Source organism: Streptomyces scabichelini (assembly GCF_011045015.1).
In the GTDB taxonomy this organism is placed as follows: Bacteria; Actinomycetota; Actinomycetes; order Streptomycetales; family Streptomycetaceae; genus Streptomyces; species Streptomyces scabichelini.
The window spans coordinates 1-22754 of record NZ_JAAKZY010000037.1 but is presented as its reverse complement, the minus strand read 5'-3'; the positions used below and the strand labels follow the sequence as shown (position 1 = coordinate 22754).

Genomic DNA, 22754 nt, shown 5'->3' with positions numbered 1-22754 from the left:
CGCGAGAGGGCAGCGATCACGGCTTGTCCGGGGAATTGCGGGTACTGCGGCAGGATGGACCCCATGCCGAACCGACTGGCCCACGAAACGTCCCCCTACCTCCTCCAGCACGCCGAGAACCCGGTCGACTGGTGGCCCTGGTCGGCCGAGGCCTTCGAAGAGGCGCGCAAACGGGGCGTTCCCGTGCTGCTGAGCGTCGGCTACAGCAGCTGCCACTGGTGTCATGTCATGGCTCACGAGTCGTTCGAGGACCGGGAGACCGCCGACTACCTCAACGCGCACTTCCTGAGCATCAAGGTCGACCGCGAGGAGCGGCCCGACGTGGATGCCGTCTACATGGAGGCCGTGCAGGCGGCGACCGGGCAGGGCGGCTGGCCCATGACTGTCTTCCTCACCCCGGACGCCGAGCCCTTCTACTTCGGCACCTACTTCCCGCCCGCGCCCCGGCAGGGCATGCCCTCCTTCCGGCAGGTGCTGGAAGGGGTGCACAGCGCGTGGAGCGACCGGCGTGAGGAGGTCGCCGACGTCGCCGGGAAGATCGCGCGGGATCTTGCCGGGCGGGAGATCTCGTACGGGGACACGACCGTGCCCGGTGAGGAGGAGCTGGCGCAGGCGCTGCTCGGGCTCACTCGGGACTACGACGCCCAGCGCGGCGGCTTCGGCGGGGCGCCGAAGTTCCCGCCGTCCATGGCGATCGAGTTCCTGTTGCGGCATCACGCGCGGACCGGGGCCGAGGGCGCGTTGCAGATGGCCGCCGATACATGTGAGCGGATGGCGCGCGGGGGCATCTACGACCAGTTGGGCGGGGGGTTCGCCCGGTACTCCGTGGACCGCGAGTGGGTCGTGCCCCACTTCGAGAAGATGCTCTACGACAATGCCCTGCTGTGCCGTGTGTACGCCCACTTGTGGCGCGCCACCGGCTCCGACCTGGCCCGTCGCGTCGCCCTCGAAACCGCCGACTTCATGGTCCGCGAACTCCGCACGAACGAGGGCGGGTTCGCTTCCGCGCTCGACGCGGACAGCGATGACGGTACGGGGAAGCATGTCGAGGGCGCGTACTACGTGTGGACGCCCCGGCAACTCACCGAGATCCTCGGCGAGGAGGACGCCGAACTCGCCGCCCTGTACTTCGGCGTGACGGAGGAGGGCACCTTCGAAGAGGGCGCCTCCGTTCTGCAACTGCCGCAGCAGGAAGGCGTGTTCGACGCCGAGCGGATCGAGTCCGTCAAGCAGCGCCTCAACCGGGCCCGTGCGCAGCGGCCCGCTCCCGGCCGCGACGACAAGGTGGTCGCCGCCTGGAACGGTCTCGCCATCGCCGCCCTCGCGGAGACCGGCGCGTATTTCGACCGCCCCGACCTCGTCGAGGCCGCGCTCGAGGCCGCCGATCTCCTCGTACGTCTTCATCTGGACGAGCGCGCCCGGCTCGCCCGTACGTCGAAGGACGGCCAAGTCGGCGCCAACGCAGGCGTGTTGGAGGACTACGCGGATGTGGCCGAGGGCTTCCTGGCGCTCGCCTCGGTGACCGGTGAGGGGGTCTGGCTGGAGTTCGCCGGGTTCCTGCTCGACCATGTGCTGGTGCGGTTCGTCGACGAGGAGTCCGGTGCCTTGTACGACACGGCCGCCGACGCCGAGAAGCTGATCCGCCGCCCGCAGGACCCGACCGACAGCGCCACGCCCTCCGGGTGGAGCGCGGCCGCCGGTGCCCTGCTGAGCTATGCGGCCCAGACCGGCGCCGAGCCCCATCGCACCGCCGCGGAAGGGGCGTTGGGCGTCGTCAAGGCGCTCGGCCCGCGCGCCCCGCGCTTCATCGGCTGGGGACTCGCGACCGCGGAGGCCCTGCTGGACGGGCCGCGTGAGGTGGCCGTCGTCGGACCGGAGGACGACCCGGCGACGAAGGAACTCCACCGCACGGCCCTCCTGACCACCGCCCCAGGCGCGGTCGTCGCTGTGGGCACCCCCGGCAGCGACGAACTCCCGCTCCTCGCCGACCGCCCGCTGGTCGAGGGCGAACCGGCGGCGTACGTCTGCCGCCGGTTCACCTGCGACGCACCGGTGACGGACGCGGGGTCCCTCCGGGAGAAGCTGGTCTCTTGACTGCACACTGCCCCGCGCCCCTACGGGGCGCAGCTTCAGGAGCCGAACTCCGTTACGGCGCGCATCACGATCGCCTCAAGGCGGTCGTGATGCGCGCCCCGCCAGTACAGGCGCCCACATTCCCCGCACTGCGCGAACACGTCGTACGAGCGCTGCGTCCCGCCTTCGAGCCGGTCGGCGATGTCCTCCTTGGCGGCCTCTTCGAGCATGCCGTTGCAGGCCGTGCAGCGCGTCCACGGCTTCAGCTCGGGCTCGAACCGGCCCAGTACGTCCCGGAGTTGGTCATCGGGCCGCGTGCTGTAGACGAACGCGCCGGCCCACAGCTCGCGGCGGCGCAGCAGGCCCCGGTCGCGGCTGAGCATCACGCGCCGCTCGGCCGCCGAGCGCGCGGAGAGGGCCGGGTCGCCGATGTCGGTGGACTCGTACGCCGCGTCCACGCCGAGCAGCCGCAGCCGCCGGGCGAGCGTGCCGAGGTGGACGTCGAGCAGGAAACGGAGCGGCGCCCCCGGCACCTGCTGCGGCCGTTCGACGGCCCGCACCTCGACGGAGTCACCCGCCACCGGGACGTACGACACGGGCACCTCACGCCCGTCCACGACGAGCCCGCCGACCTCCGTCAGCGGCACACCCAGCGACTCCACGACATGCCCGAGCGTGGAGACCCCGTCGGTGACGACCTCCGTGGCCCCCGCGCGCCGCGCCTGCGGCACGAACATGCCCAGCTCGGGGGCGAACTCGACGTGGATCTCCGGACCGTTCACGGGGTCAGGATGCCATGACCGCGGTACGGCGGCCCGGTCCTTTTCCGGCGCCCTGAGGCCGTCGTCCGGGCCGTCGCCCGGGTCATCGCCTGGGCAGGTCCTTGAAGGTGGCGAGGGTGCGGTCGATCAGGTCCAGGACGTCGTCTTGGTAGTCGTGCTCGGCCCAGTAGATGGTCGCTTCGAGGAGAGCGCCCATCAGCCCCATGGTGTAGACCCGTACCTCCAGGTCGTTCTCGTGCCGTCCGGTGCGCTCCGCGATCGCCCCGCACATCAGGCGGCCCGTGACGGACATGGTCTCCATGACCCGGGAGCGCACGGCCGGGACGTTCGCCATCAGTCCGACGCGCAGCTTCATCTCCCGATCCGCGAAGGTCGGGTCGTCGGCGATCGCCATGTCCATCGACCGCCGGATGATGAACCGCATCGAGTCCAGCAGACTCTCGTCCTCCGGACGCGACCGCAGCATCTCCACCGCCAGGGGGTCGTACTCGTCCGTGAGGACGATGTCCTCCTTGACCGGGAAGTAGCGGAAGACGGTGCTCGGCGAGACCTCCGCGCGCTCCGCGATCTGCTCGACGGTCGTGGCGTCGTACCCCTGCTCCTCGATCAGCTCATACGTGGCGTTCCTGATCGCGATGCGCGTCTTGAGCTTCTTCCGCTCCCGCAGGCTCAGGTGCCGGGCGGCTTCGGGCAGGGAGGTTCGTGCCGTGGTCATGCCCGTCATTGTCCGCCATCGGATTCGCTGCGAGCCATGACCGGAGTGTCGCCTTCCGCGACCTCACCGTCCTTGGCGGGCCGTACGTTCGGCAGCAGCGCCGCCGTCAGCAGGGCGGTCACCAGGGCCGCGATGCCGCACACCACCAGGACCGTGCCCATGCCGTCCACGTACGCGGCGTCGGCGGAGCGGGCGAGGCCGGGCAGGCCGAGCCGCTCGGCGACCGCGTGCGCGCCGGTCAGCGACTCGCGCGCCGCGTCCGCGGCCTCGGCCGGGAGGCGCGAGGTGTCGATCCGGTCGCCGTAGGCACTGGCGACCAGGCTGCCGAGCAGTGCGATACCGATCGCGCCGCCCACCTGCCGCAGCGTCATCAGCAGCCCGGACCCGCTGCCCGCCTCGTCGCGGGGGATCCCGCCGAGCGCCGCGTCCATCGCGGGCACCATCGCGAGGCCGAAGCCCAGGCCCGCGATGGTCAGCCAGAGCGCGGTGAACCCGTAGCCGCTGTCGGCCTCGGTGCGGGAGCCGAGCAGCGCGGCGAAGCACAGCACCGCCAGACCCGCGGTGACCACCGGGCGGGGCCCCACGCGCTGCACCAAGGGCGTGCTCGCCCGCGCGGCGAACATCAGGCCGCCCATCATCGGCAGCAGCCGCAGCCCGGTGCCGAACGCGTCACTGCCGCCGACCTCCTGGAGGTATGTCGGCAGCATGAACAGCAGCCCGGAGAAGACGAAGGTGCCGAGCGTCGCGGCCAGACTGTTGAACAGGAAACCGCGGTGCCCGAGCAGCTTCAGGTCGAGCATGGGCCGCACCACACGGCGTTCCCGTACGACGAGAGCCGCGAGCAGAACCGCGGACAGTGCGAACGAGCCGAGGACCAGCGGGCTGCCCCAGCCGCGCTCGGGCGCCTCGATGATGCCGAAGACCAGCGCTCCCAGACCGATCGCGCTGTACGCCGTGGACAGGACGTCGACGCGGGGCGTTGCCGGGTCGCGGGACTCCGGCAGCAGGAAGAGGCAGGCGGCGACGCCGATGGCGACCATCGGGATGTTGATCAGGAAGATCGAGCCCCACCAGTAGTGGTCGAGCAGCAGCCCGCCGACGAGCGGCCCGAGCGGCATGCCCGCGGCCATCGAGGCGGTGACGGCGGCGACCGCCTTGCTGCGCTCCTCGGGCCCGAACATCGACGGCAGCACGGAAAGACCGAGCGGGATCACCAGCGCGGCGCCCACGCCCATGACCGTGCGGGCGGCGATGACCAGCTCGGGCGTGGAGACGAGGGTGCCGAACATGGCGCCGGCGAGGAACACCAGGAGCCCCGCGATCAGCATCCTGCGCCGTCCGAAGCGGTCGCCGAGCAGTCCGGCGGGCAGCATCAGCGCCGCGAACACGACGATGTACGAGTCCACGATCCACTGGAGCTCACCCGTGCCGGCATCCAGCTGCGCGGCCATCGTCGGCAGCGCGACGTTGAGGATCGTCATGTCGAAGCCGAGTACGAGCATGCTCGCGACGAGGGCGCCGAGGGCCCACCAGCGACGGGGGTCGGGCGGGGTCTCGGCTTGTGGAGTGACGGTAGCCATGAAATGAGAGTAGCTGTCAAAAGATTGGGTCTGTCAATACGCTCCCATACGCAAAAGTGGCCGCGGCTCGAAAGCCGCGGCCACTGAAGGCGAGGTCGGTGAGGTTACCCGTGCTGGGTGGGGAGGTTACCCGTGCTAGTAGGCCACGATCGAGATCCCGACGTAGTGCGCGACGAACGCCGCGAGCGTCAAGGAGTGGAAGACCTCGTGGAAGCCGAACCAGCGCGGGGACGGGTTGGGGCGCTTGAGTCCGTAGATCACGCCGCCCGCGCTGTAGAGCAGGCCGCCGACGACGACCAGGACGAGGACGGTGATCCCGCCCGCGCGCATGAAGTCGGGGAGGAAGAAGACGGCCGCCCAGCCCATCGCGATGTAACAGGGGGTGTAGAGCCAGCGCGGGGCGCCGACCCAGAACACCCGGAAGACGATGCCCGCCGCGGCGGCGGCCCATATGCTCCACAGGAGCCACTGCCCCTTCGTGTCCGGCAGGAGCAGCATCGTCAGCGGTGTGTAGGTCCCCGCGATGATCAGGAAGATGTTCGCGTGGTCGAGCCGGCGCAGTACGCCGTCGGCTTTCGGTCCCCAGTCGCCCCGGTGGTAGAGCGCGCTCACGCCGAACAGCAGGCAGGCGGTCAGGACGTAGATCGCGCAGGCGATGCGTGCGCGCGACGAGTCCGCGAGCGCGGTGAGGACCAGGCCCGAGATGACCACGGCCGGGAACATTCCGGCGTGCAGCCAGCCCCGGAGCTTGGGCTTGTCCGGGTGCGGGAGGTGGGAGAGCGCGGAGGAGACGCGGTCGGCTACCGGCGAGTCCGAGGGCGCGTCGGGGACGGACGCAGTCATGCGGGAAATCGTACCTACGGAACCGTAAGTCCTCTATCAGTTCGGCCCTGTGACAAGTGCCAAGTGTCCATCGTCTCATCGGGGTTTGAGGGCGGTGCAGGCCGGGCCGTCACTATGGCTTGGGGGCAAAACGGTCAATAAAACATGAACCCCCGGGGGGAATCGCGTGGTGATGGTCACGTCCGCTCAGGTGTGAGGCGCTCTGGACATATGCGCGAACCCGTCGGATGATCAAATGAGTGCGGTCGGCACCGGATGAGCGCCAATGATCCAGACGAAGCATCCGGGCCGCGGCCCCCAAGGGGCATTCGACAACAAAACCCCTCATCTAGGAGCAACCGTGGCGCGCGACATCGCGGCTCCCCCCGCCGTTCCCACCAACCACCAGGAACTGATCTCGTGGGTCAACGAGATCGCAGAACTCACGCAGCCGGACAACGTGGTCTGGTGTGACGGCTCAGAGGCGGAATACGAGCGACTGTGCGAGGAGCTCGTCCGTAAGGGCACCTTCAAGAAACTCGACCCGATCAAACGCCCCAACTCTTACTACGCGGCCTCCGACCCGACCGATGTCGCCCGGGTCGAGGACCGCACCTTCATCTGCTCCGAGAAGGAGGAGGACGCGGGCCCGACGAACCACTGGAAGGACCCCGCCGAGATGCGGGAGATCTTCGCTGGTGAGCAGGGTGTCTTCCGCGGCTCGATGCGTGGCCGGACCATGTACGTCGTGCCGTTCTGCATGGGCCCGCTCGGCTCGGACCTCTCCGCGATCGGCGTCGAGATCACCGACTCCGCGTACGTCGCCGTGTCCATGCGCACCATGACGCGTATGGGCCAGCCGGTCCTGGACGAGCTCGGCTCCGACGGCTTCTTCGTGCGTGCTGTGCACACGCTCGGAGCGCCGCTGGCCGAGGGCGAGCAGGACGTACCGTGGCCGTGCAACTCCACGAAGTACATCTCCCACTTCCCGGAGACCCGCGAGATCTGGTCGTACGGCTCCGGCTACGGCGGCAACGCGCTGCTCGGCAAGAAGTGCTACGCCCTGCGCATAGCCTCCGTCATGGCACGGGACGAGGGCTGGCTGGCCGAGCACATGCTGATCCTCAAGCTGACGCCGTCGCAGGGCGAGTCGAAGTACGTAGCCGCAGCCTTCCCGAGCGCCTGCGGCAAGACCAACCTCGCCATGCTGGAGCCCACGGTCCGCGGCTGGACGGTCGAGACGATCGGTGACGACATCGCCTGGATGCGTTTCGGCGAGGACGGCCAGCTGTACGCCATCAACCCCGAGGCCGGCTTCTTCGGCGTCGCGCCCGGCACCGGTGAGCACACCAACGCCAACGCGATGAAGACCCTGTGGGGCAACTCCGTCTTCACCAACGTCGCGCTGACGGACGACAGTGACATCTGGTGGGAGGGGATGACCGAGGAGACGCCCGCCCACCTCACGGACTGGAAGGGCAACGACTGGACGCCCGAGTCCGAGACCCCGGCCGCCCACCCCAACGCCCGCTTCACCGTCCCCGCGTCCCAGTGCCCGATCATCGCGCCCGAGTGGGAGGACCCGAAGGGCGTGCCGATCTCGGCGATCCTCTTCGGCGGCCGCCGCGCCACCGCGGTCCCCCTGGTCACCGAGTCCTTCGACTGGAACCACGGCGTGTTCCTCGGCGCGAACGTCGCCTCCGAGAAGACGGCGGCGGCCGAGGGCAAGGTCGGCGAACTGCGCCGCGACCCCTTCGCCATGCTGCCGTTCTGCGGCTACAACATGGGCGACTACATGGGCCACTGGATCGACGTCGCCAAGGACAAGGACCCTGCCAAGCTCCCGAAGATCTACTACGTGAACTGGTTCCGCAAGAACGACGCGGGCAAGTTCGTGTGGCCGGGCTTCGGCGAGAACAGCCGTGTCCTGAAGTGGATCGTGGACCGGCTGGACGGCAAGGCCGAGGGTGTCGAAACGCCGATAGGCATTCTGCCGTCGAAGGCGGCCCTGGACACGGAGGGTCTCGAACTCTCCGAGTCCGAGCTGGACTTCCTGCTCACCGTCGACAAGGACGTGTGGCGCGAGGAGGCGGCGCTGGTCCCCGACCACCTCAACACGTTCGGCTCCCACACGCCGAAGGAACTGTGGGACGAGTACCGGGCGCTGGTGGAACGCCTGGGCTGAGGGCAGGGGCTCCGCCCCTGGACCCCGCTGATCGGCCTGGCGGACCGGGGGTCCGGGGGCTGGCCCCCGAAACGGGGTCTGGGGCGAAGCCCCAGGAGAGTGGACGGGAACGGGTAGGGGCGGCGGGGGCGAAGACCCCCAGCGCCGCGCCAGGCCCGCTGATCACGACCGCTCCTCCAGGTAACGCGTGTGGGACTCCTGGCGGCGGGCCTCCACCTCTCGGAGGCTCGTTGCCAGGACCTCCATCTCGCCCTGCAGCAGCGACAGCTGGCGTTCCAGGTGGCGCTCCGGCGGGTCCGTGCCGGGAGTCAGGCGGGTCCACCAGCGAGTTCGTATGAAGGTGTCGACCGCTTCCGGGATGTCCTGGCGGACCGTACGGGACAGGGCGTGTACGCCCTCCGGGTCCTGGGCGAGGACCTCCGTGACCCAGCCGGGAGCGAGGAGGGCCGTGAGGAGTTCCGTGAGTTCGGTGAGGCGGCCGGAGGCCGCCGGGGGGAGCTCCACTCCGGTCAAGTAGTCGCGCAGCTTGTCGAAGTCTGCCCGCAGTTCGTCCAGTTGGGCCGACGGGTCGGGGAAGTCCGGCAGGGACGGACGCTCCGGCGGCGCGAGGAGCGCACCGGCGCCGTACAGACCCGCGACGACGATCGGCCAGTACGCGCCCGCAAGACCCGTGAACGTCAGGCCAAGACCCACGATCCCGAGCGCGCTGCCGGTGAGATTCTTGCGGGACTCCAGGTAGCCGAAGAACTTATTGGTAGCCACGGATCTCCTCGAAGGCGCCGTCGAGCGAGCCCTGCCGGGCGTCGAAGAGACGGCCGCCGGTCAGTTCGGCGATGTGCTCGAGCTCGGCTCGGTCGGAGTCGCCGAAGAGGATCGGGAAGACGGGGATCTCCCGCCGCTCGTACGGCAGCCCTTCGTAGAAGCCGTCGAAGTTCTCCGGCCCCACGCCCGCCGTGTTCTCGCCGTCCGTCATGAGCACGATCGACTTGAACGTGTCGTCGTCGGCACCCAGATGCTCGTACGCCTTCTCCAGCGACGTATAGATCGCCGTGTCACCCTCAGCGCTCAGCGCCTTCGTGTCGCGGCGGATCCCGTCGAGACCCGCCCGCGGGTCCTCGGGCCGCACCACATGGGTCCGTACGCTCTTGACGGCGGAGCCGAACGGCATCAGCGTCACCTCCTCACGCTCACGGAAGTCACCGGTCAGATCGGTGAGCGCCTTCTTCAGCAGGTCCAGACGGCCGCCCTCGCGCATCGACCCCGAGGTGTCCAGGACGTACACCGTGCGCGAGGGCCGGCGCAGCTTGTTCTCGTATGCGTCGAGGAGCCCGTCGGCGACGGATCGGCTTGCGGGGAAGGGAAGCTCGCGGCGTCTGTCGCTCGGGGCGGGGGAGTGCGAGGCCAGCGCGGCGGATACGACGGGGCGGCGTCCGGTTGTGTACGCGATATGCCACTGATTGAGCGGTTCACGCAGATAATCGGCGACACGGCGGACCCTGTCACGGGTGGCCGAGTCCGTGGCGGCGAGGGAAGACAGCGGATAGTCGGCCGTGAGGACGCCGTCGCGCGGCTGGATCACCGTCATGCCCTTCATCTTGGCGAGGACCGACTCGTAGTTGATGAGCGCGTCCACCGTGCCCCGGCGCTCATACGCGGACGCCAGCCAGCCGGAGGAGCCGGACGTGAGCCGCTGCCCCGCGAAGAACGTCTTCAGCTCCGGCGTGGCCTTCCGCACGTCGGCGTCCGTCAGGGCCGACTGGGCACCGGACAGTGCCGCGGCCACCGAGACCAGCGCGGAGAAACCGGAGTTGGAGCGAGCCGGGTCCGTCATGCCGTACGTCAGCTTGCCGTCCGCGACCGCCCGCTGCACCTGGGACCAGGTGACATCCTCCGGTCTCCAGCCGAGGCGCTTCACCACGCCGGACCTGACGCCGAGCGCGACCGGGCTGGCCATGATCGGGGTCTCTGACACGAGCTTCTTCGCAGCCGCCGGGGCGAGGCGCAGATAGTCGTTCGACGCCAGCCACACCGCGTCGTACCGGCCGTCCGTCCGGCCGGACGCGAGCTGGTCGACGGCGTCGCGGGTGCCGGTGTAGGAGAGTTCGAGCTTGACACCGGTTTCCTCATGGACGCCGGCCAGGGCCTCGGCCATGTCGGCGAGCTCGCTGGAGGCGAGGATGCGCACGGTGCCGGGTTCGGCCTTGGCGGGCTGCCCGGACTGCCCGGGCTTCTCGGAGCTCAGGCTCCCGGTGCACGCGGTGACCGCCAGCAGCAGGACGGCGGCCAGCGCGGTGCCGCGTACTTGGGGAACTCTCATCCGAGCCCCCCTTCCAGCGCGTTCGCCGACCGCGACCGCTCCAAGTACGCGGTGGCGTTCTGGAGTTCGGAGGTCAGGGACTCCACCGTGGCGGCCATCGTCTCCGTGGCCTGGGCCTTGTAGTTGTCGATCGTGTCGAGGGTCCGGTAGATCTGCTGGAAGGCGCTGCGCAGTGTCTCCGCGCCGACCGCCGGGTCCGCGGCGATGCGCTGGATCTCGCCGGACTGCGTGGCGAGCATCTCCGCGTTGCCGCGGATGAGGTCCTCCGTCGTGCCGCGCAGGGCGTTGACCTGCTCGACGACCTTCTTCTGGTTGTCGAGGGCGGAAGCGAGCATCACGGAGATGCGCAGCGCGGACACGGTGGTGGTGGCCGCGCGGTCGACGCCCTTGATGAGTTCCTCGTTGTTGCGGCGTACGACATCCATGGCCAGGTAACCCTGTGCGCACACGGCGAGCTGGGTGAGCAGGTCCTGGTGCTTCTGGCGCACCGGGAAGAGGACATCGGCTCGGAGCGTGTCGGCCTGCGCCGGATCCGTGGCCTCGACGCCGACGATGTGCCGCTCGACCGCCTCGTCCAGGGCCTGCGTCAGGACGACGTACTCCTGGAGCTTGCCCATCGTGTCCCAGAGGCGGACGCGTTCGGTCTGCAGGGCGGCGTTGTCGCGGCGCAGCTCGTCCTGGCCGCCGCGCAGAGAGCCGACGATCTTGTTCAGCGTGCCTTGCGCGGAAGCGTACTTGGCGACGTGGTCCCGCAACTTGTTGCCGCCGGGGAGCCTGGACAGCAGCTTGCGGCCCTTGCTCGCGGGCAGATCGCGCGGGTCCAGATCCTCGACCGTACGCCGGAGTTCGACCAGCGAGGACGAGACGCGCGACTGGGCGTCCTCGCCGTTCGAGGGCAGGCTGCGGATCGTGCGGTCCAGCATGCGGTTGGACTGGGCGGACGCGGCGCGCATCTCGCCCGAGCCGAGGGCGACGATCTCGCCCAGCTTGCTCGCGAACTCGGGGGAGCGGGCGTCGAGGGCGGCGAGCCCGTCGACGTACTCGGCGGCCTTGCGGTCCATGTCCGTACGGACCGACTCGTCGACGGGCACGAGCCCGCCGGCCTTCTCCTTCGGCACGGCCGCGACGGGCTCGGGCGGCGTCAGAGTGAAGTCTTCGTTGTTGCTGGTCACTTGCTGTTTCCCCCTAGCCCCGGGCCCGGCGCGCCATCTCGTGCAGCACCTTGGAGGCGGGCACGGGCGCCTGCCGGACGCCGGTCAGCTTCTGGTTGAGATACGTGGTGTGGGCGGCAGTCGCCGCCGTGAACTCCGCGCTCGCGCCCTGCGGCCGGAACCCGTGCCGCACCGCCAGCCTGCGCAACTCCTTGTCGGTGCTGAGGAGTTCACCGAGTGCGCGGCCTTCTTCGTTGAGGGGTACGACAGTGTGGTCGCTGTTGGCGGTGGTGTCCGGGTAGAGGACGGTCATGTCGTCGGCCTCCTGGCCTCCTGGGCGCTGTATGAGCAGCGAGGCGACCTGGGACTCGTATACGAGGACGAGCGGATTGCCGACCCCGCTGATGAAATCCCTGAACGCCGCGTCCGTACTGGTCTGCTGGGCGCCCTGGACGCTGATCAGCTTGTGCATCAGGGGTGCGGTGCCGTCGACGGCGGCGGTGTCACTGGCCACGCGCCCGCCGGCGGCGACGTACGAGGCGGCGGCGAGGTAGAGCGCGCCGGAGTTCGAGCTGGTCGGATCGGTGGTCGACACGAACAGCGTCCCGGTCAGCTCGCCGTACTTGTCCGCGCCCTTGAGCTGCTGCCAGGTCTTGTCGGCGTCGGCGGCATCGAGATAGGCGCCCATTTTCAGGGTGCCGTTGCCCTCGCTCTTCCCCTTGCCGACGGTCGCGAGTCCGTTCGCGGCCAGTACCTCGGCGGCGCTGCGGTGCGCCACGACCACGAGGGGCGAGTAGAAGGGGCGCGGCAGTGGCTGCCGTACGCCGTACTTCTCGGCCAGCTCCTCGGCGGGCGCCTGGCTGGACGGAAACGCGAAGTCGTATCCCTTGAGGTTCAGGCCCTCCATGGCCCAGGAACCCGACGTCTCCGTCTCTACGGTGTAGCCCTTGGCGGCCAGGGCCTTCACCACGTCGGGGTCGGCGAAGAACTCGGCCTTCTCCGACCCGATCACTCCCCGCACGGTCTTCGTTGCCGTGCTCTTGTCCTGCCCTTCGCGGCCCGCGACGACGGCTGCTGCCACTCCGCCGATCAGGAACACCGCGAGGACGATAGCGACTATTCGTCTCACACCTGGAGCTTGCTCGCGGAACCCAAAGTTCCCCAGCGTCCGGGGTGAACGGGGGGTGACTTACCGGTCCCGGTATCGCCCCCGTGCCCCTGCGGGGGGCGCCTACCGGGTGGGTGGGTTCGGTCCATGGGCGACTGCGGGCCCGTTGTGGCTGGTCGCGCAGTTCCCCGCGCCCCTAAAAAGCAAAAGCCTGCGCCACGACGAACCCCGCTCCCTCCCACCGGCGGGAGGGGTCGTGGGTCGGTGCGTCGTATGCCCGTCGCGTAGGTTCGGTCTCAGGTCACCAGGGCCGTGTACCACCACCGGGCCGTATGCCCACCCTGCGACGGGCTGACGCACCGGCCCACGACCCCGCACCCACCACCCACCCAGGGGCGCGGGGAACTGCGCGACCAGCCACCCACACACCCGCAGCTTCAAACCGCCAAAGCCTCGGCGGCCGCCGCGTGCGCATCCATGCGCTCGGCGGCGAGAATCGCGGCCCCCGTATCCGCGCGAGACGCGGCGACGACCAGCGCGCGCCCCGCAAGCGCGTGCGCCCGCTGCTGGAGCGCAGCAGCACGCGGCTCATCGACACCGGCGGCCACCGCCGCGCGCACCGGCGGACGCCCACCACGCAGCCGCGTCACCTGCTCGGCCAGCCGCTCCGCGGCAACGTCCAGGTCGGCCGACGGCTCGAGCCCGCGCAACTCATCCGTCACCGCGAGCAACGCCGCCAGATGACCGGCGAGCTGGATGTCCAGCTCTTCCTCCCGCGACCGGTGGGGAAAGTCGGCGGTGCCGGCCATCGTGTGGACCGACTTGGTGCGGATCGGTTCGTACATGGGGACGGCCTCCTGTGCTGTAACAGGAAGCCATCCTACCTTAGATTCCGTCTAAAGTTGTAGCGGCAGCGACAACGTCACGGTTGGCCATAGCCGTCCAGGAAGTTCCCGATCCGCGTCACCGCATCCGTCAGATCCCGCGCCGTAGGCAGCGTCACGACCCGGAAGTGATCGGCCTCCGGCCAGTTGAACCCCGTACCCTGCACCACCATGATCTTCTCGGCCCGCAGCAGATCCAGCACCATCTGCCGGTCGTCCTTGATCTTGAAGACCTTCGGATCGAGCCGCGGGAACAGATACAGCGCCCCCTTGGGCTTCACGCACGTCACACCGGGAATCTGCGTCAGCAGCTCGTGCGCCACGTCCCGCTGCTCCCGCAGCCGACCGCCCGGCAGCACGAGATCGTTGATCGTCTGCCGCCCGCTCAGCGCCGCGACCACGCCATGCTGCCCCGGCATGTTCGCGCACAGCCGCATGTTCGCCAGGATCGTCAGCCCCTCGATGTACGAGTCGGCGTGCGCCCGCGGCCCGGAGATCGACATCCAGCCCACCCGGTACCCCGCCACGCGATACGCCTTCGACATCCCGTTGAAGGTGAGCGTCAGCAGGTCCGGGGCGATCTTGGCGGTCGCCGTGTGCGTGGCGTCGTCGTACAGGATCTTGTCGTAGATCTCGTCCGAGCAGACGAGCAGGTTGTGCCGGCGCGCGATGTCCGTCAGCCCGCGCAGCATCGCCTCGTCGTACACCGCACCCGTCGGATTGTTCGGGTTGATGATCACGAGCGCCTTGGTCCGGTCGGTGACCTTCCGCTCGACATCGGCGAGATCCGGCATCCAGTCGGACTGCTCGTCGCAGCGGTAGTGCACGGCCGTACCGCCGGACAGTGAGACCGCGGCCGTCCACAGCGGATAGTCCGGGGCGGGTACGAGGACCTCGTCGCCGTCGTCGAGCAGGCCCTGCATCGCCATCACGATCAGCTCGGAGACGCCGTTGCCGATGAAGACGTGCTCGACGTCCGTCTCTATGCCGAGGGTCTGGTTGTGCATGACCACGGCCCGGCGTGCCGCGAGCAGGCCCTTGGCGTCCCCGTATCCGTGTGCCGACGAGACGTTGCGGAGGATGTCCTCCAGGATCTCGGGCGGGCACTCGAAGCCGAACGCGGCCGGATTTCCGGTGTTCAGCTTGAGGATGCGGTGACCGGCCGCCTCGAGCCGCATCGCCTCCTCGAGTACCGGACCCCGGATCTCGTAACAGACGTTGGCGAGCTTGGTCGACTGGATCACCTGCATGTCGGTGAGCTTACGGCCGCGTAACGCTCCGTGGGACGTGCTTTCCATCACGCGAGACGTGCTGCTTTGGGTGGATATCGCCCTCGGCTACACCAGGAGCCCCTCCTATCTCTACAATCCCCCGCCATGTACCGGACCCTCAGCCCCACAGCGGTACGTACGGCGCGAATACTGCAAACGAGATCGCCGGTACGTACGGCATGAACAGCGCGAACCGGGAGAACGGCGAACCCCAGAGCGCGCCGATGGTGTACCACCCGTACGGCGACACGACCCCGGCGGCGTACGACGAGTACGCGGACCCGGCGGTCGCGCACGGGTGGCAGAACGCGTACGACGACACGGTCCGCATCGACGTGACGGACGCGGCCGACGCGCCCGACGCGCCCGACGCGGCCGACGCGCCCGACGAGTCCGGCCCCTCAGACCGTCCGGACCGCCGCGAGCAGCTGGCGCGCCGCCGCCGGGCCCGGCTGATCCGCCGTGGGGTCGTCGCCGGCTGCGTGGCGGGTGTCGTACTCCTCGCCGTTGTCGTCGCCGGGCTCTTCGGTTCCGAGTCCTCCGGGGTGGACGACCGGCAGTCGCCGAAGGCCCGGCAGTCCCCGTCGGCCGCGGCCGGGCCCGGCGCGGCAGGCTCGTCGGCCGACCCGTCCGGCACGTCGACCGAGAGGCCGGAGGGGGTGTCACCCGTCGCCTCGGACGGCGCCTCGGTGAGCCCCTCACCGGGAGACTCCCGGCCCGGCAAGGACGACGGGGGCGAGGCGGGCGACGAGTCCGATCGCTCCGGTGATTCCACCACCGAGCCGCCCACGACCGCGGCCCCCACCACCACGAGCGAGCCCGACCGCGGCAACTCGGACGAGAACCCCGGCCGCGGCCAACGCCCCACCAAAGACCCCAAGTAGCCGCTGATCAGGTTGTACATCGACGATAACAACGCCCCGCCTGAAACAACTCCTTGCTCATACGCCCCTCTGCGATCACAATGCGCATGACAATGCATCGGGCGGCCGGAAATTCTCCGGTCGCCCAAGTCGTAAGAGGGGACCCCCACATGAGAAAACCTCTCGTTGCCGCGCTCGGCGTCCTGGCACTCGCCGGGATCGGCGCGGCGCCCACGGTCGCGGCCCCCACGGTCATGACACCCGCCGACGAGGCGCGCGCCGTCGCGGCCGAGCCCGCGGCCGCGACCGTGGGCAAGGGCGTGGACCCGGACACGGTCACATCGGTGGCCCATGACGTGGTCACGTCCACGACGGCGAACCTGTCCAGGGCCGCCGCGCCGTCGGCCCGAGCCGTGAACTTTGCCGGCACCGTCTCGCTCAGCAACTGCTCCGGTTCGGTCATACGGCTCCCCGACTCGGAGGACAACGACCCGGCCCTGGTGATGTCCAACGGCCACTGTCTGGAGAGCGGCTTCCCCGAGCCGGGTGAGGTCATCGTCGACCAGCCGTCCAGCCGCACCTTCGGCCTGCTCAACTCCGCCGGTACGCGCGTCGCGACCCTCCAGGCGAGCAAGATCGCGTACTCGACGATGACGGACACCGACGTCTCGCTGTACCAGCTGACCAGCACGTACCAGCAGATCAAGGACTCGTACGGCATACAGGCCCTGGAACTCAACTCCGCGCGCCCCACCGCCGGTACCGCCATCACCGTCGTCTCCGGCTACTGGAAGCGCACCTACAGCTGCGACGTCGACGGCTTCGCGTACCGCCTGAAGGAAGGTGCCTGGACCTGGAAGGACTCGGTCCGCTACACCTCCGCCTGTAACACCATCGGCGGTACGTCCGGTTCGCCCGTCATCGACGACGCCACCGGCAAGGTCGTCGCCGTCAACAACACCGGCAACGAGGACGGCGCCCGCTGCACCGACAACAACCCCTGTGAGGTCGACGAGAGCGGCGAGGTCACCGTCCGCCAGGGCATCAACTACGCCCAGCAGACGTACCAGATCGTCCCGTGCGTCGGCCTCGACAACAAGATCGACCTGAGCCGGCCAGGCTGCACCCTTCCCAAGCCCTAGCGCTCCGCTGGAAGTGCGGTTCGAAGCTGCGGGTCCGTCGTGGCTGGTCGCGCCCACGCGGCGGAGCCGCATATGTCACAGCCCCGCGCCCCTTTGGGGCGCGGACGGCGGGCGGTTACCCGGCAGTCCGGCGGACCGCCCGCCCCGCCAGTACGTCCGTGCGTCGGCCGTCCTCGACGGCGAAACGGCCGTCGACGAGGACGTACGGGATGCCGGCCGGCAGCGTGCGCGGAGTCTCGAAGGTCGAGCCCGCGGCGACCGTGGCCGGGTCGAAGAGGACCAGGTCGGCGCGGTGGCCCTCGCGGACCAGGCCGCGGTCGGCCAGACGGAGGCGCGCGGCCGGGCGTGAGGTGAGATGCGCGACGCATTCCTCAAGGGTGAGGACGCCCAACTCCCTCACGTACCGCCCGAGATACTGCGGGAACGTCCCGTACGCGCGCGGGTGCGGCTTGTCGCCCTGGAGGATGCCGTCGGAGCCGCCCGTGTGCACGCGGTGGCGCATGATCTCCTGGACGTTCTCCTCGTGGCCCACGTGCTGGAGGATCGTCGAGCCGAGGCCGTCGTCGAGGAGAAGACGGCGGGCGGTGGTCCAGGGGGCCTCGCCGCGCTCGTCGGCGGACTGCTGGACCGTGCGGCCCACGTAGGGCGCGAGGGCCGGCTCCGACACACCCGAGATCTCGATCGTGTCCCACTCGATGGGCACGCCGTGGCAGCCGTCCGCTCCGACGACCTCCATGTGGTGACGGATCCGTTCGGCGGTGTCGTCGTCCTTCAGCCGGGCGAGGATCGCCTCGGGACCGCCCTCGCTCGCCCAACTGGGCAGCATGGCCACGAGGGTTGTGCAGCCGGGGGTGTACGGGTACGTGTCCAGGCTGATGTCCGCCCCCGAGGCGAGCGCGTCGTCGAGGAGGGCCAGCAGATCCGGGGCCTTCCCCTTGTTCACGCCGAAGTTCATGGTGGCGTGGGCGAGATGGAGGGGGCAGTTCGCGGTGCGCGTCAGCGCCACCATCTCCTTGTACGCGTCCAGGGCGCCCGCTCCGTACGAGCGGTGATGCGGGCAGTAGTAGCCGCCGTACTCGGCCACCACCCGGCACAGCTCGGTGAGTTCGGCGTCCTTGGCGTACATGCCGGGGGTGTACGTCAGCCCGGAGGACAGACCCACGGCGCCCTGCTCCATCCCCTCGGCGACCAACTGCCGCATACGGTCCAGCTCTTGGGGCGTCGCCTCGCGGTCCTCCCACCCGACGGCCAGCATGCGGACGGTGCCCTGCGGGACGAGGTACGCCGCGTTCACCGCGATGCCCTCGCCGTCGAAGCCGTGGTCGAGGCGGTCCAGGTACTCGCCCACCGAACGCCACGTGAAGTCGATGTCGTCGCCGTTGCCGTTCCAGCCGGTGATCGCGCGGCGCACCTCGGCGAGCGTACGGTCGTCGACCGGCGCGTACGACAGTCCGTCCTGCCCGATGACTTCGAGGGTCACCCCCTGCGCGACCTTCGCACTGTGATCCGGGTCCCGGAGCAGCGCGAGGTCGCTGTGGGCGTGCATGTCGATGAAGCCGGGGGAGAGGACGAGGCCCTCGGCGTCGAGGACGCGGGTGGCGGTGGGCCGCAGACAGCCGGCCGCCGCGGCCTCCTTGACGATCGCGGTGATACGGCCGCCCTCGATGGCGACGTCGGCGCGGTAGGAAGCGTCGCCGCTGCCGTCGACGACTTCCGCGTCGCGGATGACGAGATCCATGGTGCCGCCTTTCCGGGCTCCGCCCGAACTGTCGAGTCCCGAACTGTCGAGTTGTTCGCGCCTCTTGGTGGGCTAGAAGTTGGTGGGCTAGAAGAACGTGCGGACGTAGTCCACCACCGTGCCGTCCGCCGCCACGAGCGGAATCAGCTGCCACTTGTCGAAGGACGTGCACGGGTGGGAGAGGCCCATGCCGAGCCAGTCGCCCACCCGCAGGTCCGCGTCCGGGGTCGTACGGAGCCAGCCGTGCTGGTCGGACAGGCCGGTGACCGTGATGCCGGTCGCCGGCCGCTCGGCTCCGCCTCCGCCTCCGTCGCCGTCACGTCGGACCGCCTGGGCCTCCGGAAGATCCAGGTCGTACGCCGCGTCCCGCTTGCCCGCGTTGACGAAGGCCTGGTCAGGCGAGGGCCGGGAGACGACCTGCGCCCAGAGGCGGAAGGCGGGGTGGAGGGCGCCTTCCTCGGGAACGCGGGTGAAGGGGGTGATCCGGCGGTAGTGACCGTCGTCGTGCGAGACGTACGCGCCGGAGCGCAGCAACTTCAGCACGGGGAGGGAGAGTTCAGGAATCTCGGCGAAGACGTCGGCCACCGCGTCGAACCAGCCGCTGCCGCCCGCGCTCACGACGACCTCGTCAAGACCTGCGAAACGCTCCGCCTTGTCGAAGTCGGCGGCGAGCGCGACGAGACGCCGCAGCCACGCGTGCACCCGCTCCGGGTTCGCGTCCGGCACCTCGCCCTCGTACCCCGCCACGCCCACCAGCCGCAGCGTGTCCACGGCGGCCACCGCGTCCGCGACCGCCGCGCACTCCGCCTCGGTACGGACGCCGGTCCTGGCGCCCTCGCCCGCGGCGAGCTCGACGACGACGTCCACCGGGCGGGCCGATCCGTGCAGCGCCGCGTTCATCAGCTCCACGCCGCGCACGGAGTCGACGTAACAGATGAAGCGGAAGGACGGGTCGGCGGCGAGTTGCGACGCGACCCATTTCAGCGCGGCCGGGTCCACCAACTCGTTGGCCAGGAAGACTCGTTGGATCCCGAAGGCACGTGCCACCCGCACCTGGTGCGGAACCGCCAGCGTGATGCCCCACGCGCCGTGCTCGATCTGGCGGTGGAAGAGCTGAGGGGCCATCGAGGTCTTGCCGTGCGGGGCGAAGGACAGGCCGTGGCGGCTCGCGTACGTCTCCATGAGCCGGAGGTTGTGCTCCAGGCGCTCGGCGGAGAGGGCGAGTACGGGGGTGGTGAAGCCGTCGGTGAAGAGGTTGCGGCGCTGGGCGGCCAACTCGCCGACCGTCAGGCCGTCGGCGTCGGGAGGGAGGCCCTTGAAGCGGTGGTCGACGCGTTCCTCCGCGAGCGCGGCGAGGCGTTCTGCGGCGGTGGCAGAGGCGGAGTCGGCGGCCATGGAGCCTCCCTGCTGAGGTGCGTTGCATTATGTGCAACGCTCATTGCGTATGTCGCTTACTGCTGTCTAACATCTCGGCCAACGCCGGGTCAACGGAGCCGCTGAGACCCGCGATACGACGAGGAGCCTCCGCCATCGTTACCCCCACCGGACCCGACTGCCCCGAACCTGCCGTGGACGCTGCCGTGGACGTCGTCACGCTCGGCGAGTCCATGGTCACGTTCCTGCCCTCGCGGCCGGGCCGTCTCGCCGACGTACCGTCCTTCGACCGGGGCATCGGCGGCGCGGAGTCCAACGTGGCGTGCGGTCTTGCCGCCGCCGGGCACTCCGTGAAATGGGTCAGCCGGGTGGGCGCCGACGGCTTCGGGCGGCACCTGGTGGAGCGGATCGCGGCGCACGGCGTCGACACGAGCGCGGTCCAGACCGACCCGGTCCGGCCGACCGGCATCTACTTCCGTACGGCGGGGAAGCGGGCGCTGACGGCGGCGGCGGGTACCGACGGTGAGCAGGGCTCGGGGGACCTCCGTGAACCGGTCGCCGACGGGGGCTCCGACAGAGGCGTCGGCAGGGGCGGCGACGAGTGCTCCGGCAGAGGCGCCGACGGGGGCGCCGACCGGCGCTCCGACGAGGGTGCCGTTGGGGGCGCCATTGAGGGCTTCGACGGGGACTCACCCGCCGAAGTCGTCTACTACCGCACGGGGTCCGCCGCCTCCGCCATGTCCCCCGCGAACATGCCCGGTGACGAGATCCGTTCCGGCCGCGTACTCCACCTCTCCGGCATCACCGCCGCCCTCTCCGCCGACTGCCTCGCCCTCCTCCGCAACCTCACGGCACCCCGCCCCGGCCGCCCCCTCGTCTCCTTCGACGTCAACTACCGCGTGGACCTCTGGCACGACCGGGCTGATGCGGGCCGCATCCTGCTCGACCTGGCCCGCGGCAGCGACCTCGTCTTCGTGGGCGCCGACGAGGCCGAGGCCGCCTGGGGCGTCACCGGTGGCCCCACCGCGATCCGCGCGACGCTGCCCGAGCCACGGCTACTGGTCGTCAAGGAGGGCGACCGAGGCGCCACCGTCTTCGAACGCGAGCCACACGAGGATCCTCCCCACGGTCCCGCCACCGTCACCGCCATTGCCACCGACACCGTCACCCACGTCCCCGCCCTCCGCGTGGACGTCGTGGCGCACGTCGGCGCCGGGGACGCCTTCGCCGCCGGATTCCTGTCCGCGACCCTTCGCGGGCTCCCCGTGCGGGAACGGATCCGGCACGGGCATCTCATGGCCGCCGCCGCGCTCACCGTGCCCGATGACCTCGGGGCGCCTCCCGCGCGCGAGCACGCCGACCGACTGGTCGCGCTGGACGACGACGCGTGGGGGACACTTCGACTCGGCCCCGGGTGGACGCGGGCCAAGGAGGAGGTACGTACCCCATGAGCCAGACCGTCGATCGTGCCCTGAGTATCCTGCCGCTGCTCGCCGAGGGCCCCGCCGACCTCGGCCGGGTCGCCGAGCGGCTCGGCGTCCACAAGTCCACCGCGCTCCGGCTCCTGCGCACCCTCCACGAGCACGGCCTCGTCTACCGCCAGTCCGACCAGCGCTACCGCCTCGGCGCCCGCCTCTTCGCCCTCGCCCAGGAGGCCGTCGAGAACCTGGACATCCGCGAGATCGCCCACCCTCATCTCGTACGCCTCAACGAACAGTGCGGGCACACGGTCCACCTCGCCGTGTACGAGGAGGGCGAGGTCCTCTACATCGACAAGGTCGAGAGCCGCTACCCGGTGCGCATGTACTCCCGTATCGGAAAGCCGGTCGCCATCACGGTCGCCGCCGTCGCGAAACTCCTCCTCGCCGACCTGCCCGAGACCGAGCGCCGCACCCTCGCGGACAAGCTCGACTACCCCATGTACACGGCCCGTTCCATCCCCAACGCCCCTGCTTTCCTCAAGGAGTTGGCGACGGTACGCGAACAGGGCTGGGCCACCGACCTCGGTGGCCACGAGGAGTCCATCAACTGCGTGGGCGCCCCCATCCGCGGCACCGACGGACGCGTCGTCGCCGCCATGTCGGTCTCCGCGCCGAACGTCGTCGTCACCGCCGACGAACTCCTCACACTGCTCCCGCTGGTGCGGCGTACCGCCGAGACCATCAGCCACGAGTACTCCGGCACCGCCCCCCTCAAGGACCTCAAGAACCTCAAAGACCCCAAGGAAGCGAGCTCATGACGGACAAGACGGACAAGATCGCCCTCACGCCGAAGACCCACACCACCCCGCCCGCCAAGTTCTCGCACGGAGTCAAGAAGGGGAACATCCTTCAGGTCGCCGGTCAGGTCGGCTTTCTGCCCGCCGTGGAGGGACAGCCGCCGACGCCAGCCGGGCCGACCCTGCGCGAGCAGACCCTCCAGACCCTCGCCAACGTCAAGTCGGTCCTCGAAGAGGGTGGCGCGACCTGGGACGACGCGATGATGATCCGCGTCTACCTGACGGACGTCGACCACTTCGCCGAGATGAACGCGATCTACAACCAGTACTTCGAGGAGCAGGGGCTCACCGCGCCGCCCGCCGCCCGCACAACGGTTTACGTAGGCCTCCCGGCAGGTCTCTTGATCGAGATCGACGCACTGGCAGTACTGAGCAACTAAGGCTCACACCCCGCGCCCTTCAGGGGCGCGGGGAACTGCGCGACCAGCCACATCCAACCCGCGCCCGGCCGCCATCAGCACCACCCCCCAC

Annotated in this window: 19 protein-coding genes; 7 read left to right on the top strand and 12 right to left on the bottom strand. The window is 69.9% G+C overall.

The annotated features are described in order from the left end of the window. Window positions 1-63 precede the first annotated feature (63 nt). Window positions 64-2094, top strand: coding sequence for a thioredoxin domain-containing protein (locus G5C60_RS14405; protein ID WP_165258912.1), 2031 nt, complete (start codon window positions 64-66; stop codon window positions 2092-2094). A 35-nt stretch (window positions 2095-2129) separates the two neighbouring features. Here G5C60_RS14405 and G5C60_RS14400 read toward each other — a convergent pair whose 3' ends face one another. The 4 genes from G5C60_RS14400 to trhA form a co-directional block, all read right to left on the bottom strand. Beyond that, window positions 2130-2855 carry a Mut7-C RNAse domain-containing protein gene (locus tag G5C60_RS14400; RefSeq protein WP_165258910.1) on the bottom strand — a complete coding sequence of 242 codons (726 nt, stop codon included), beginning with the start codon at window positions 2853-2855 and terminating at the stop codon, window positions 2130-2132. An 82-nt stretch (window positions 2856-2937) separates the two neighbouring features. After that, the gene (locus G5C60_RS14395; RefSeq protein ID WP_165258907.1) at window positions 2938-3570 is read right to left on the bottom strand and encodes a TetR/AcrR family transcriptional regulator; all 633 of its coding nucleotides are present in this window, start codon (window positions 3568-3570) and stop codon (window positions 2938-2940) included. Window positions 3571-3575: 5 nt separating this feature from the next. Next, window positions 3576-5150: an MFS transporter gene (locus tag G5C60_RS14390; RefSeq protein WP_165258905.1), complete on the bottom strand. Its 1575-nt coding sequence runs from the start codon at window positions 5148-5150 to the stop codon at window positions 3576-3578. Between the two features lie 135 nt (window positions 5151-5285). Next, on the bottom strand, window positions 5286-5993 hold the full coding sequence (trhA, locus tag G5C60_RS14385) for a PAQR family membrane homeostasis protein TrhA (protein WP_165258903.1): 708 nt from the start codon (window positions 5991-5993) through the stop codon (window positions 5286-5288). 340 nt (window positions 5994-6333) lie between these two features. Between trhA and G5C60_RS14380 the strand changes: the two genes are divergently transcribed. Beyond that, window positions 6334-8157, top strand: coding sequence for a phosphoenolpyruvate carboxykinase (GTP) (locus G5C60_RS14380; protein ID WP_165258901.1), 1824 nt, complete (start codon window positions 6334-6336; stop codon window positions 8155-8157). Window positions 8158-8319: 162 nt separating this feature from the next. Here G5C60_RS14380 and G5C60_RS14375 read toward each other — a convergent pair whose 3' ends face one another. The 6 genes from G5C60_RS14375 to G5C60_RS14350 all read right to left on the bottom strand — a co-directional run bounded on the left by G5C60_RS14375 (window position 8320) and on the right by G5C60_RS14350 (window position 14867). Beyond that, window positions 8320-8919: a hypothetical protein gene (locus tag G5C60_RS14375; RefSeq protein WP_165258890.1), complete on the bottom strand. Its 600-nt coding sequence runs from the start codon at window positions 8917-8919 to the stop codon at window positions 8320-8322. Next, the gene (locus G5C60_RS14370; protein ID WP_165258886.1) at window positions 8906-10474 is read right to left on the bottom strand and encodes a substrate-binding and vWA domain-containing protein; all 1569 of its coding nucleotides are present in this window, start codon (window positions 10472-10474) and stop codon (window positions 8906-8908) included. The genes G5C60_RS14375 and G5C60_RS14370 overlap by 14 nt, the downstream gene beginning before the upstream one ends. After that, window positions 10471-11646: a toxic anion resistance protein gene (locus G5C60_RS14365; protein ID WP_165258883.1), complete on the bottom strand. Its 1176-nt coding sequence runs from the start codon at window positions 11644-11646 to the stop codon at window positions 10471-10473. Before G5C60_RS14365 ends, G5C60_RS14370 begins: the two co-directional genes overlap by 4 nt. Before the next feature lie 13 nt (window positions 11647-11659). Continuing rightward, window positions 11660-12754, bottom strand: coding sequence for a substrate-binding domain-containing protein (locus G5C60_RS14360; protein ID WP_165258879.1), 1095 nt, complete (start codon window positions 12752-12754; stop codon window positions 11660-11662). A gap of 416 nt (window positions 12755-13170) precedes the next feature. Beyond that, the gene (locus tag G5C60_RS14355) at window positions 13171-13578 is read right to left on the bottom strand and encodes an SCO4983 family protein (RefSeq protein ID WP_165258876.1); all 408 of its coding nucleotides are present in this window, start codon (window positions 13576-13578) and stop codon (window positions 13171-13173) included. A 77-nt stretch (window positions 13579-13655) separates the two neighbouring features. Next, entirely contained in the window at window positions 13656-14867 is a 1212-nt protein-coding gene (locus G5C60_RS14350; RefSeq protein ID WP_165258873.1) for a pyridoxal phosphate-dependent aminotransferase, read from the bottom strand. Between the two features lie 200 nt (window positions 14868-15067). Here G5C60_RS14350 and G5C60_RS14345 point away from each other — a divergent pair, with 200 nt between their 5' ends. Together G5C60_RS14345 and G5C60_RS14340 are read left to right on the top strand one after the other, a co-directional pair. After that, window positions 15068-15772, top strand: a complete 705-nt coding sequence (locus G5C60_RS14345) for a hypothetical protein (RefSeq protein ID WP_165258869.1) — start codon at window positions 15068-15070, stop codon at window positions 15770-15772. A gap of 149 nt (window positions 15773-15921) precedes the next feature. Continuing rightward, window positions 15922-16893 (top strand): trypsin-like serine peptidase, encoded by a 972-nt coding sequence (locus G5C60_RS14340; protein WP_165258866.1) that lies wholly within the window; start codon window positions 15922-15924, stop codon window positions 16891-16893. A 115-nt stretch (window positions 16894-17008) separates the two neighbouring features. Here the strand turns inward: G5C60_RS14340 and G5C60_RS14335 are convergent, their stop codons facing one another. Both G5C60_RS14335 and G5C60_RS14330 read right to left on the bottom strand, forming a co-directional pair. Beyond that, window positions 17009-18631: an N-acyl-D-amino-acid deacylase family protein gene (locus G5C60_RS14335; RefSeq protein ID WP_165258864.1), complete on the bottom strand. Its 1623-nt coding sequence runs from the start codon at window positions 18629-18631 to the stop codon at window positions 17009-17011. An 87-nt stretch (window positions 18632-18718) separates the two neighbouring features. Next, the gene (locus tag G5C60_RS14330) at window positions 18719-20026 is read right to left on the bottom strand and encodes an amino acid deaminase (RefSeq protein WP_165258862.1); all 1308 of its coding nucleotides are present in this window, start codon (window positions 20024-20026) and stop codon (window positions 18719-18721) included. Window positions 20027-20238: 212 nt separating this feature from the next. Here G5C60_RS14330 and G5C60_RS14325 point away from each other — a divergent pair, with 212 nt between their 5' ends. The 3 genes from G5C60_RS14325 to G5C60_RS14315 are packed head-to-tail and all read left to right on the top strand — an operon-like array spanning window position 20239 to window position 22663. Further along, complete coding sequence (locus G5C60_RS14325) at window positions 20239-21456, top strand: sugar kinase (protein ID WP_241266800.1); 1218 nt, start codon at window positions 20239-20241, stop codon at window positions 21454-21456. Continuing rightward, a complete protein-coding gene (locus G5C60_RS14320) occupies window positions 21453-22244 on the top strand; it encodes an IclR family transcriptional regulator (RefSeq protein WP_165258857.1) in 792 nt (263 codons plus the stop codon). The genes G5C60_RS14325 and G5C60_RS14320 overlap by 4 nt, the downstream gene beginning before the upstream one ends. After that, entirely contained in the window at window positions 22241-22663 is a 423-nt protein-coding gene (locus tag G5C60_RS14315) for a RidA family protein (protein ID WP_165258855.1), read from the top strand. Before G5C60_RS14320 ends, G5C60_RS14315 begins: the two co-directional genes overlap by 4 nt. Window positions 22664-22754 lie beyond the last annotated feature (91 nt).